8 protein-coding genes, 1 pseudogene and 1 other annotated feature are annotated in these 12,237 nt (G+C 62.0%); of the genes and pseudogenes, 3 read left to right on the plus strand and 6 right to left on the minus strand.

What is annotated here, in order from left to right:
• Positions 1-45: 45 nt before the first annotated feature.
• The gene (locus CHEJ32_RS0111220; RefSeq protein ID WP_028033965.1) at positions 46-1,326 is read left to right on the plus strand and encodes a DNA cytosine methyltransferase; all 1,281 of its coding nucleotides are present in this window, start codon (positions 46-48) and stop codon (positions 1,324-1,326) included.
• On the opposite strand, the gene CHEJ32_RS24480 is transcribed toward CHEJ32_RS0111220, so the two are convergent.
• Genes CHEJ32_RS24480 through CHEJ32_RS0111245 form a run of 5 tightly spaced genes read right to left on the minus strand, consistent with a single transcriptional unit; the run spans position 1,269 to position 6,490 of the window.
• Positions 1,269-1,802, minus strand: coding sequence for a very short patch repair endonuclease (locus CHEJ32_RS24480; protein ID WP_371179800.1), 534 nt, complete (start codon positions 1,800-1,802; stop codon positions 1,269-1,271). The genes CHEJ32_RS0111220 and CHEJ32_RS24480 overlap by 58 nt on opposite strands.
• Positions 1,735-2,478 (minus strand): Qat anti-phage system TatD family nuclease QatD, encoded by a 744-nt coding sequence (gene qatD, locus CHEJ32_RS0111230; protein WP_028033966.1) that lies wholly within the window; start codon positions 2,476-2,478, stop codon positions 1,735-1,737. Before qatD ends, CHEJ32_RS24480 begins: the two co-directional genes overlap by 68 nt.
• Positions 2,475-3,755 (minus strand): Qat anti-phage system QueC-like protein QatC, encoded by a 1,281-nt coding sequence (gene qatC, locus CHEJ32_RS0111235; RefSeq protein WP_028033967.1) that lies wholly within the window; start codon positions 3,753-3,755, stop codon positions 2,475-2,477. Before qatC ends, qatD begins: the two co-directional genes overlap by 4 nt.
• The gene (gene qatB, locus CHEJ32_RS0111240; protein ID WP_028033968.1) at positions 3,752-4,627 is read right to left on the minus strand and encodes a Qat anti-phage system associated protein QatB; all 876 of its coding nucleotides are present in this window, start codon (positions 4,625-4,627) and stop codon (positions 3,752-3,754) included. Before qatB ends, qatC begins: the two co-directional genes overlap by 4 nt.
• Entirely contained in the window at positions 4,628-6,490 is a 1,863-nt protein-coding gene (locus tag CHEJ32_RS0111245) for a P-loop NTPase fold protein (protein ID WP_028033969.1), read from the minus strand.
• A gap of 575 nt (positions 6,491-7,065) precedes the next feature.
• On the opposite strand from CHEJ32_RS0111245, the gene CHEJ32_RS0111260 reads away from it, so the two are divergent.
• Positions 7,066-8,249 (plus strand): IS3 family transposase gene (locus tag CHEJ32_RS0111260; protein ID WP_122066866.1). Its coding sequence is split into 2 segments (ribosomal slippage): positions 7,066-7,330 and positions 7,330-8,249, totalling 1,185 coding nucleotides; the frame shifts between segments, so codons are not numbered across the junction.
• 615 nt (positions 8,250-8,864) lie between these two features.
• On the opposite strand, the gene CHEJ32_RS0111265 is transcribed toward CHEJ32_RS0111260, so the two are convergent.
• Entirely contained in the window at positions 8,865-10,796 is a 1,932-nt protein-coding gene (locus tag CHEJ32_RS0111265; RefSeq protein WP_028033971.1) for a site-specific integrase, read from the minus strand.
• Positions 10,797-11,002: 206 nt separating this feature from the next.
• Between CHEJ32_RS0111265 and CHEJ32_RS26720 the strand changes: the two are divergent.
• Positions 11,003-11,769, plus strand: a pseudogene (locus tag CHEJ32_RS26720) (IS3 family transposase); the annotation flags it as partial.
• Positions 11,287-11,403: a sequence feature (AL1L pseudoknot), on the plus strand. It overlaps the preceding pseudogene by 117 nt.
• Positions 11,770-12,237 lie beyond the last annotated feature (468 nt).

Here is a 12,237-nt window from a genome sequence, read left to right on the forward strand (position 1 = left end):
GCATACTACAACGATTCGATCCAGCCTTTGTAGAGGAGTCATAGGGTGGCTGCACGCCGACTGACCGCGATTAGCCTTTATACCGGAGTCGGCGGGCTCGATTTCGGGTTTGAAGCTGCGGGATTCGCTACGGCGGCAGCGGTCGAGCTGGACGCAGTTTCATGCAGGACTGTGCGCCTTAACCGCCCGAAATGGGGCCTGCTCGAAGGCGATATCCACGACATCTCATCAGAGGCGATTCTGGCGAAAGCCGGACTTCGCGCCGGCGAGCCGGATGTGCTGATCGGCGGCCCGCCCTGCCAGCCTTTCTCGAAGTCATCCTATTGGGTCAACGGCGATGCGCTGCGACTCGACGATCCGCGCGCGGACACGCTCACGGCCTATCTTCGCGTGCTGCGGGACACGCGCCCGAAGGCTTTCCTGCTCGAGAACGTGTACGGCCTTGTCTACAAAGGCAAGGACGAAGGACTGCGGCATCTGCTTGAAGGCATCGAGCAGATCAACCGGGAAGTTGGCACCCGGTACACGGTCACATGGAAGATGCTCAACGCCGCCCATTATGGCGTCCCGCAAATCCGCGAGCGCGTGTTCCTGATTGGAAGCCGCGAAGGCATTCCGTTCCAGTTTCCGGCGCCAACGCATTGCGCGAAGGAAGAGATCAGCCTGCTGGATGCGCGCGAGCCGTACCGCACCGCGTGGGATGCCATCGGCGATCTTCCCCGCATGCCGAATGAGCCTTCGCTCGCGGTCGGCGGCAAATGGGGCGATTTGCTCCCGACGATTCCGGAAGGCCAGAACTATCTCTGGCACACCAACCGCGGCGGCGGATCGCAGCTTTTCGGATGGCGCACGCGCTATTGGAGCTTCCTGCTGAAGCTGGCGAAGGACCAGCCTTCATGGACGATCCAGGCGCAGCCGGGATCGGCGATCGGGCCGTTCCACTGGTGCAACCGCAAGCTCTCAATCGCGGAAATGTGCCGCCTTCAGACCTTCCCTGATGGGCTTGAGTTCGAGTGCGGCCGGACCGACGCGCAGAAGATGCTCGGAAATGCCGTGCCGTCCCTTCTTGCGGAGGTCCTTGCGCGCGAAATCCGGCGCCAGCTTCTTGGCGATAAGGGCAATCTTGGCACGCTGAAGCTCATTCCACCTGTGCGGCGCCCGATACCGGAGCCGGAGCGCCTCAAGCCTCTCCCCGCGAAATATCGGCAACACATCGGCGATCATGCTGACCATCCGGGAGAGGGCCGCTTCTCCGCACGGAAGAAAGCTCAACGTGATCCGGTGGCCAGCGAGTTGCCCTTGCTTTCTGCTTCAGGCGCGGACTGATCATTGCCGCCAGCAAGGAAAGAGGCAATGCGCGGGCGGATCGCTTCTCCCGCTGCCGCCTCGCACTCCCAAAGCACGAGAACGTCCCATCCAAGGTGCTGCAAGGCCGCTAAGGCTTGGATGTCGCGCTCCTGATTCCGCGCCAGTTTGGGCAGCCAGTATTCAAGCCGCGACTTCGGCGCACGCGCGAGGCTGCATCCCGGATGTTGATGCCAGAAGCAGCCATGCACGAGAATCACCTTTCGTAGCCTAGGGAAGACAAGATCGGGCGTGCCGGGAAGGTCGGCCCTGTGAAGCCTAAATCGATAGCCGAGCCGGTGTGCAATGCGCCGCACGGCAAGCTCTGGCTTGGTATCCACTTTCCGGATGCGCCGCATATGGGCGCTGCGTTCTACTGGAGACAATCGGTCAGGCATTGGACGGCACAAGTGATGCAAGAGTGCGCAGGTTGCTGTGTGTAATCTGCTCCGCTTCATCTGGTGAAAGCGACCAGAGTTCAGCGAGCATGCGCGCCGCCTCAGTCACTTGCCAAGGCATGACAGCCCTGCCATCGATTTGTGCAAACGGGCCGTCTGACTCCGTCAATACTCGATCCCGCGGCATACGAGCGGCAAGCGCGCGTCCGCGCTCGCTGCGAAGCATGGCAGGCCCAACGCTGAACCAGCATCCAAGAGCGACGGCCCGGTCGAGGTCGCGAAAACTTCCGGTAAACCAGTGAAGGATGGGCACGCCTGATTTCCCGTGCACCTCAAGACGGTCGAGCACTGCACGGCTTGCGCGGCGGCTGTGGAGCGACAGGATGCGGCCGCCTGCCTTGGCGCAGGAGCGGAGCACATGGTCAAAGACGGCAAGCTGCGCGCTCCAGTGGATGCGAAACTCCGGCGCGCCATCAAGGCCGATCTCACCCACATACCGAACTTGTGGCAGCAGCTCGTCGAACAGCGGCAGCTCTGATTGCCGCTCGTGGGCAAGCTGCGGGTGCAGGCCAAGCGCGGTCCTGATCCTCTCAGTGCCATTGGTAAGCGCGCTGGTGCCCTGAAAGGCGCTAGGCGTCGTCGTTACCGAAAGAACATACATGCCGCGCTGCCTGCAACCTTCCACCACTTGCTGAGGATCGGGATAAAGATCGAGATGGCAATGGAAGTCGATCACTTGACACCCGTGGCCTTGAGAAATTTTCCCAGCTCCTCGAGTCCGCGGGCGACAACCTGCTTGTAAGGCATCGTGTCCCCCATCAGAACGGAGTTCAGGGAAGCGCCAAGCCAGCGGTCGAGACCTTCGGAACGCACCTGGGCGACGGCCATCGCCGCCGACCGGACATCATCGAACCCTGAGTGGTCGCTATCATTCTTCGATAGCTTTGAATAGACGTACACGGTCTTGTCAGGCTCCCCCCACGCGTGAAAGGACGCGCGGCGGATAAGGCATGGCACACAGCGCCCGCAATGGCGAAAACCATTTCGCGCGAAGCGCCCGCAACTCGTCGTGGTGTGCGCGTTCTTCTTCAGGAACGCCTGATCGGCGCAGCCTGCCAGCATCTCACCCTTGGTCTTGAACTGGTAAGGATTTTCGATCCGGACGCGTAGCCCGGCGACATCAAGCAGGCTTTGGAAAAGCCCGATGAAGATAGGATGCGTGGTGCGTGTGCTCAGGCTTCCGAGCCTTCCGGGCGTCAGCGCCGGATTGATCGAGATGTATCCGTTCTCGCAGACATAGACGGTTACGGCTTGGCCGTCATGATAGCGTTTCAGGCTCGTCGCAAGCAGAACAGCATAGGCGAGAAAAATGATCGATCGAGCACGCTGCGAGCGCTCGTTGACGCCGGGGCAGTTGGCGTCGTGGTTAAGCTGGAGATGCTTAAGGCCGCCGCCCAGCTTGGATGCGAAATAGGCCTGCTTTTCCTTGTCGCCCTGCGCGACTTGGCTGACAAGGTAGGGCCGCTTGCCATGACCGGAAACCAGATCGATCGCGCCGATCAGACTGTCGAGTCCTCCGGAAAGAAGCGCGACGCAATCCTCCGGCGGCATGGCCGGAGGATTGGGCGGCACCGGCTGGACACCGCCGCCCGTGAACGAGAGAGTCCAGAGATCGGTGGTGAGGAAGCGGAGCTGCTTTTCAAAGAGGTCCTTCTGCGCAGTCCAGAAGGTGGGATCGGACACGGCGATCTGTAGATTAATTTCGCGGGTCCAGCCGTCGGGGCTTTCGTCACGCCGCACTCCTGTATCTGCCGCGATGACGGAGAGCGCGATTGAGAGCAGGTCCCATGCGCGGGTAGCGGGCCGCAGCTTTGCGCGCCGAATGATATCCACGACGTTGGCGCCGGCCGCTGCGCGCGTCGGCCGGTCCGCGTGCGAGAACAGCACGACTTCGAGGTCGGCCGCCGCGCCAGCGCCAAATCCGCCGTTCAGGGGCGCGCAGACGAGCCTCATCGCACATACTCCTCGAACACCTCGAACGCTTCGCGGAGCGCCTGCGCGCCCATCTGCGCGATCCTGCGCGCGCTGAGCGACTGTCCGGCGGCGCGTAGCGCCCGGAACCGGGCAGCGATGGTTTCGCGCACGTATTCGCGGATCTGGCGCATCCGGGAAAGCGCGGTTGCGACCCCCGGCGCCTTGTCCTTGATCGCCTTTCCCACATCGAGGCGAAGCCGGTTGTAAACATCGAGCGCGAGGTAGCGCTCAATGGCAAACAGCCTCTGGTCTTCAGCCAGATTAAGGAGGTCGGCTCCGGGAAAGCGTTCAAGAAGCTCGGAAAGGGCCGTACGAACGGCATCCCGGCTTGCTTCCGTGTCCTGCGTCCCATCTACTGGCCGGACGGCCTCGACAACGGCGTCCATCACCTCATCGGCTGAACGTCCGGCAAGCAGCGCGGGGTCGAGCGGACTGCCGGGCGCCGCAGCTTGCCCGGCAGCGGTGGAGGAAAGCGCTCCATAGAGAGAACCCGCCGTCCTGGCCGTGCCGCCGAAGCGGCGCGCGGCCGAGCCGCTGCCGCCAAGCCCTTTGCTGACATAGTGGCCGACGCCACGGCGCATGTCGTCGCCGGAGCCCGAGCGGGCAAAACGTCCGAGGCTTGTCCGCGCGGGGCCGAAGCGCCCCGCAGGCGCCAGAGCCGGCGGTGGCGCTGCCGGCGCGGGTTGGGCCGGCTGCTGCGGCTGCGGCTGACCTTGACCATCGGGACCCAGTCCATCTTGTCCATCCTGCCCGCTGCCATCTGGGCCGGCAGGCGGCACCGGATCGGGAACCCATGGCGGGACAAGCGGCACGCCTGACGGCGATCCTGAGCTGGATTGCGATGTGCCCATTTATCCCCCCTGCGCGAGCTTGGTTCGCTGCGTCATAGCCTTCTTGACCGGCGGAGCTACATCGGCCTTGCGCCAGGCCTCGAATACTTCCGCTGCCCACGGTTGGTCGCCAATCTTCGGCACGATGCTTGCGGTGATTTGCGCGGGTGGCCGGTCGCGCAGGAACGCGCCAAGCCGCGCGCCCTGCGGCGGGTCCGCGGCTGCGACCGCAAGCGCCGCATCGAGGATGGTTGGCGTGCCCCATTCTTGCTGCTGCCTTGCGCGCTCGAGCACGCGATCCATGATGATCGCAGCTTCTGGACGCGGCAGACGGGTCAGACGCTCGTGCAGCTCGCCCGCCATGTCCGGGTGCTCGAGGATCGCGGCAAGCAGCTCGGCGCCCTCGGAAGACAGCCGGTCTTCCGGCGAGATCAGTGGCGCATGCTCCCGGCTCACATATAGCGCTCCGCGCAAGTCCACGTCGGCAAGGCGCGGCGGCACAGTCAGCCATTCGCGGATAAAGGCGGCGTCCCAAGGCGGTTCCAGCACGAGTTCTTTGCCCGCGAGGGCCTTCTCCTCCCAATCGGCGACGAAGCGGGGCTTCCCGTCGTCGTCCTCATTGACCGCCTTGGTGAGCGCGCCGTAGGCGTCTTTGTCGCCGGACCGCTCGAACAGCATGAGCTTGGCGAGCACTGCTTCGTCCACCCCGACGCCATGAGCGCGGGCGATGGTCATGCGAATCGAAAGCGCATTGAGGAAGCGCTTGATCAGCCTCGGATTGCCGGCGATCTGCGAGACCGAGGTCATCAGGTGCGCAAGCCGGTCAGCGGTATCGAAGCGGGCAACGAGGTCGCCCGGCAGATTGGCATGAAGCGTCTGCATGAACGCGCGATCGACGCGCTTTCCGCGCCACGTCTGCTGGAGTTGCTTGCAGACCATTTTCCTGATCGCTTCCCGGTCGGGCTCCGGCAGCGTGCTGTTCTCGACGAATAGCAACATCATGTACGCCCGAACCTCCTGGGTTCCGAGCGGTGGGACTCTGATCGGTATCTGGATCAGCTTGTCGAAATAGCTGATGACGAGGTTCTCATCGTCGATGCCTTCAAAATGCTTGCGAACGGCATGTTTGATCATCGCGTCGTCGGCTGCGATCACGAAAGCCGTATTCTTGAGGAAGAGGAACAGCCGGATAGCTTCGAGCGTCGAGATGGTCGTGGGAGGAAGACACCGGTCGAGGTCGTCAATCAGCACGACGAGCTTCACGCCCATCTCCGACAGCGTTTCCTCGAAGCATTTGCGGATCGCGTGTATTTCCTTGGGCGGCGAGGAATCGTGCCGCGGCTTAAGAAGTCCCGTTGCGGCGCCCCCGATCTCGCCCGCTGTCGCTTCCATCGCGGCGACATCCGCCGCTGTGGCTTCGCCGGCAAGTGCGGTTTTGCCAAGCCGGACGGCTTCGCCGATCAGCCCGACTGGTGGCAATCCCAACGCAAGTGCGAGCGCCGAACCGGCGGTCAACTTTGCCGCCCTCAGCCAGTCCACTCGCTTCAGCAGCTCCTGCGCTTTATCCAGACCTGTCTGCCGCTTCTTCGCCTCTTCCGCCAGCGCGGTGGCGATCACTTCCAGCAAGGACGCGCGTGCATCGTCGTAGCCTTGATAAAGCCATGCGTTGAACTCAACGAATACAAACTCCGAGCGGCGCCCTTCCGCCCGCTCATCAAGGGCGCGGCGGATAAGCTTGATCATAGATGACTTGCCAACGCCCCAGGCGCCGGACACGCCAATTGAAACAGGCCGCTCGCCGGCCTGCACAATGATCTCGGCAACGGTATCGGCGATGCCGGTGAAGTTCAGGAAATCGCGTTCAGTTTCATTATCAGACCACATCGGGCGCTGCCCCCCTGCAACTAGCTATTTTCTATTGGTCCCCTTCCGTCGCTTGCCGGCCGCGGCGGCGTTTGAAACTGGCGCGGCGCGCTGGACGAAATCACGCATGAATTCGCGTATGACCTGCGCGGCAGGCCTGTCCTGAGCACGGCAGGCCTCCAGAAATTGCTCCCGCAACTCGCGCTGGACTCTGATGCGAAGCCCCGAATCCTTGGTCATGCAGGAGTGTAGCCAATGGATACACAAATAGGTAGCAGAAATGCCGACGCGCTGCGGTCGTTCGCCTTGGTCAACCGGGCAGGTCGCACGCGGGTGTCGCGCGCTATGATCGGCGTTCAAGCAGGGCAGCGGTCTTGCCACAAACGCGCCACAAGCCAAAACGGGCCAAAACGGACAATGGCGGATTTCTGCGGGTTTCCGAAAGCCAGTCTTATGTGGCAAAAACGGCTCTGATGGGCAATTTTCTTTCCGTAAGTATCCGCTAAGCGCTTGATTTTATTCTGGCGCGCCCGTGATCCACCCCCATTGAACGGGTCCACCTTGAAGTATGGTTTTGACCATGAAGGAGGACCACAATGGCCAACAAGCGACACAAGCCCGACGAGATCGTCACGAAGCTTCGGCAGGTTGAGGTTTTGCGCGGCCAAGGCATGGCGATGGCGGATGCCGTTCGCCAGATCGGCGTTTCCGAACTGACGTTCTACCGGTGGCGCAAGCAATATGGCGGCATGAGCCGTGACCAGCTTCGGCAGTTGAAGGATCTCCAGAAGGAGAACGAACGGCTTCGCAAGGCGGTGGCCGATCTGACGCTGGACAAGCTGATCCTGACGGAGGCTGCGCGGGGAAACTTCTGAGCCCCTCGCGTCGCCGTGCCTGCATCGACCATGTTCGCTCGGTTCTGCCGAAGCGCGTGTCGGAGCGCCGGGTATGCCTCGTGCTTGGGCAGCATCGCTCCACGCAGCGGCGTATTCCTCGCGGCCGGGACGACGAGCAGCAACTGACCGAGGACATCGTTGCACTGGCCCGCCGCTATGGCCGCTACGGCTATCGCAAGATCGCCGAGCTTCTGCGCAGCCAGATGGGCTGGGTGGTCAACGACAAGCGGGTCGAGCGCATCTGGCGGCAAGAGGGGCTGAAGGTTCCAGCCAAACAACCGAAGAAAGGCCGGCTCTGGCTCGCCGACGGATCATGCATCCGCCTGCGCGCCGAGCGGCCCAACCATGTCTGGTCCTACGACTTCGTCGAGGACCGCACTCATGACGGAAGGAAGTACCGCATGCTTAACGTGATCGACGAGTTCACGCATGAGGCGCTGGCGATCCGCATCGATCGCAAGCTCAACTCCACCGACGTCATCGACGTCCTGTCCGACCTGTTCATCCTGCGCGGCGTGCCTGAGCACATCCGTTCCGACAACGGCCCGGAGTTCATCGCCACGGCCGTGCAGGACTGGATCACCGCCGTCGGGGCGAAGACTGCCTACATCGCACCCGGAAGCCCATGGGAGAATGGCTACATCGAGAGCTTCAATGCTCGCCTGCGCGACGAACTCCTCGACGGCGAGATCTTCTACACGCTCAAAGAGGCCAGGATCATCGTGGAAAGCTGGCGTCGGCATTACAACACCGTGCGTCCGCATGGATCGCTCGGCTACAAGCCGCCGGCGCCGGAGGTCTTCATCCCGGCATTCGCGCGGGCGGCCCTGCAACCCCAACCAGCGATGCCGCCCGCGCTGGCGCCACGACCATCATTGCACTAACAATCAAATTGGACCCGTCCGTGGGGGCCGATCATTATGACGGCCGAATTGGCGCGGCCAACGTGCTAATTGTGGTGATAGGCAAAGTCCGCCTGTCCGTTTTGGGGGCAGGAAGCGAAAGGTCCGTTTTTGGGAACAGGCGGCTGTGAGTTGGCACTCGATCGCCGTGAACGCCTATGGCTGCCCTCCCCCGGGGGAGATGAGCTGAGCGGTTCGGCAGTTCAGTCGCCGACCGTCCTACACACACACTGCTCCTGGAACTCGGGCGGTTCACGCCGCGATACTATCTGACTGACTGACGAGTCATTTCCGAGAGGCGGCCATCCAAATTGAATTATGCGGCGGGACAGGATGCCCATTCAGAAGCCATGACGTGCCCGATGCTTGGCAAGCTGGGGACGATGATCGTCCGTCAACTAGAGGCGCGGGGCTGTGGCGATGCCTAACGCTGCCCGAGCGGTTTCGCTTAGTCCGGATTTGACAAGAACCATTCCCTCATCGGTGAAGCTGACCAGACCAGCGTCGAATGCAGCGTGCCAGTAGGCCGCAAGCGACAGGCCGTTGTGAACAAAGGGCCGTTCGGCATAGAGCCATGGCTTGGCTGGCGGAGCTGAGTCATTTTCCCAGCAACTTCCGCTTGTAGTAGTCGGACCAGTTTGCCGTCGTCAGCCATGGCTTCAGCACCGTCAGCTCGCCGCGATCAGCCCGCTCCTTTGCGCTTAGCAGCGGCCGGCTCATTTCGTCGATCTCGGGAGACGAGATGTGGGCAAGCTCCGAGAGATCGCGAGTGGTCAGGCGTTGCTTCCGGCCATATCGCGTCGCTACGTCCTTCCCGCCGGAATGGCCCATGACTTTGCGCCGGGTTGCGTCCTTGATATCCGTCTCATCAATCAACTGGGCGAACCAGTGACGGGACGAGTAGAGCGCCACGTCGAAGCGATCGATCGCGATCTTTCTCTTGAGGTACTGGAAACTCTTCGTCAGCGGCTGTCCCCATCGCATCTCGCCTCCCGGCTTCGGATAGGGTTCCCATTCAGGAAACAGCACAGGGCAGCCGATCGACCGCAGGTCCTCGATTCGTTCAAGCGGTCCAAGGTCAAGGATGAGGGGATGCAGCGGAATGGTCCGCTGTGACGCCGGGGTCTTGAAGCGTTTTGCGTCTTTGCGCGCCACGCGTCCCTTCTTCGGATCGAAGGCACGCAGTTGGAGGTAGTAGATCCCGTGCTCCTCCTCGATGTCGTCGAGCTCGATCTGTCCGAGCTCTCCGGGCCGCACTCCCGTGAGGAACGACATGACGTATCCCCAATAGAGGTGGTTCTGCACGAGGCAGGTTCCCTTGACCCAGATCCGGTCGGCGCTCAGACAGCCGGTGAAGAGCGGCAGCGAGAAGATCCTGCTCACCTCGTCCGTCGAGAATGCGTCCCGCTCGATGGAGACGAGGTTCTCGTCGCTGGTCCTCGAGAACCTGGGCATGTCGCGCAGGTAGAACTTCTTCTGGATCAGCCACCCGAAGAAGCGGGACATGGCGTTGTGATAGCCGTTCTTCAACCGCGCTTCGGTGAGGCGCTTCAGCCCGTCCCAGCCATGCTTCTGCGCGTAGTCGTAGCGTGCCGCGAGGCTGCCGGCATGTTCGCGCGGGATGTTCTTGCGGTCGGGGATGTCAGGCAGCATCGCGTCAATTCGCGCAGCCGCTTCCTCGTCGAATTCGGAAAGCAAGGGGTCATCCAACTTGTCGATGATGAACTGTACGACGAGCTTCACGATCGACCGGGCGTCCGCGTTTCCGTTGGACTCCTCATCGGTTTCCACATAGAGAGCGAGAGCTTCGGAAAACCGGAGCGGAGCCTTCTGCTGATCGGAGTTCGCCCTCTTGTCGGAACTCGCAAGTTCCACTCCTGACGGCTGGGCCACGCTTAATGCCGTGCCACGCGGACCTTGAGCGCCAATTGTCGGCTCAAAGGCGGTTGGCGAGAACGAGGCGATGTTGCTTGCCGCGCGCGCGTGAGCTTCTGGCCAATAACCCGGACCTGTTCCCACACCCGGCCGAACCAATCCGAGCTCGATGGCGGCCTGCATGTCTGCCCGGCCACGTTCGTATTCCTGGATCCTCTCCACGTGCCTGAGCCAAGCGTCGGCTTCCACGTTCTGTCGGACGAAGCGGTTGAACAGTTCCTGGAACCCCGGTTCGACCATGTCCGGATCGCATCCTGCCGCTTTGGCACGTCGGATCAGGTTCTTGAGCGTCTCTTCGTAGAGCTGACGGGCGACCAGGCGCGCCTCGCTCAGCGGAAGCGCGTCGGCTACGTATTGACGAAGCTCTGTGATGTTTTTCTGGAACAAGCCAACGTAGTCTTCGTACTTGATTTCGTTCATCCGGTGCACCCACGTCAGGCATTCTGCGAGACGAAGCCGTGCCTGACGATAGTCGCTGGTTCTTAACGACGCCCTGAAGAGGGAAACACCGGTCAGCTTGGCCAGAGGCCGGGCGAATCGAACCTGCAGGTAGTAGCGTCCCTCGCGCCGGGACATGTAGGAAGGCAGCGCCATGGCATCTCCGCGTACATCTGCGTGAGATGTCTCACAGTCGTCCGAACCTCCGTTCGGCGCTAACTTCCTGATTTTTATGGACTTTCAGACAATGGTAGCGGAGGAGGGATGATGTCCTCCGGCAGCCGCTAACCCATTGATATGCAGCGGAAATGAACCGCGCCGGGATTGCCGGAGGCTCCCCCTCTTGAGATTAAGGAGCCATCATGACGAAACGGAACGGCAATACCTATTCAGCTGAAGTGCGCGAGCGCGCGGTTCGAATGGTTCTGGAGCACCGGGGCGAGTATGCTTCGGAATGGGAAGCTATCAATTCGATCGCTTCGAAGATCGGCTGCACCGGGGAGACGCTTCGCGGTTGGGTGCGGCGTGCTGAGCGGGATGCAGGCATACGGCCTGGGCCGACGAGCGCGGAGCTGTCGCGGATCAAGGAGCTTGAACGGGAGGTTCGCGAGCTTCGTCAGGCCAATGAGATCCTGCGCAAGGCGTCGGCTTATTTTGCGATGGCGGAACTCGACCGCCCACTGAAGCGATGATCGCCTTTATCGACGCTCACCGCGATGCGTACGGGGTCGAGCCGATCTGCCGTGTGCTGCCGATCGCCCCGTCGACCTGGCACGAGCATGCCGCCCGGCGCGCCGATCCTTCCCGATTGCCAGCCCGTGCAAAGCGGGATGAGGTCCTGAAGGAGGAGGTGCGGCGCGTGTTCGACGAGAACTTCGGCGTCTACGGCGTACGCAAGGTCTGGCGACAGATGAAGCGGGAGGGCTTCGACATTGCCCGTTGTACTGTCGCCCGGCTGATGAGGAGCATGGGCTTGCAGGGCGTGATCCGCGGCAAGCCGGTGAAGACCACCATCAGCGACAAGGCGGCACCTTGTCCACTCGACAAGGTCAACCGGCAATTCCAGTCGCCGGCGCCGAACCGGCTGTGGGTAAGCGACTTCACCTATGGTGCGCCTCGTCCCGGATGGTCCGGGGTGCATATGACTGGAATGCATTGAGAAAGGAGGATTTGAAGAATGCCGTGCCCCCTGCTGTGAGGGGCATGAGCCCAAGCGGCGGTGACCTGTCGTCAACTGGCAGGGTGACGTAGCCCGCAGGTAAAGGGAATTGAGGCGAAGCCGTTACGCCGAGATGGTTCCCGAGGCTGTAGCACTGGAAGGTTGAGGAACACGAACCGGTTAATCCGCATCCGAGGGCTGAAATGTCGCCTTCGCCTACACGGCTTAACAGGCGGAATGCTGATGGTGCCCCCAACACGTAGGCGGGGGGTGTCCGAATGCGGGCGTATATGTATGGCGTCTCGCAGGGAGTCATGGGGAGAACGCAGCCAGACCATGACATCGGCATCGACTTGCGGGACGCAAGGACAAGGACTGCGACCGGCAACCTCCCCAGTGCGTGGAGTGTCCAGCATATGAACGAGGGAAGGCATGATG

The sequence above is a fragment of the Chelativorans sp. J32 genome (assembly GCF_000518985.1).
In the GTDB taxonomy this organism is placed as follows: Bacteria; Pseudomonadota; Alphaproteobacteria; order Rhizobiales; family Rhizobiaceae; genus Chelativorans.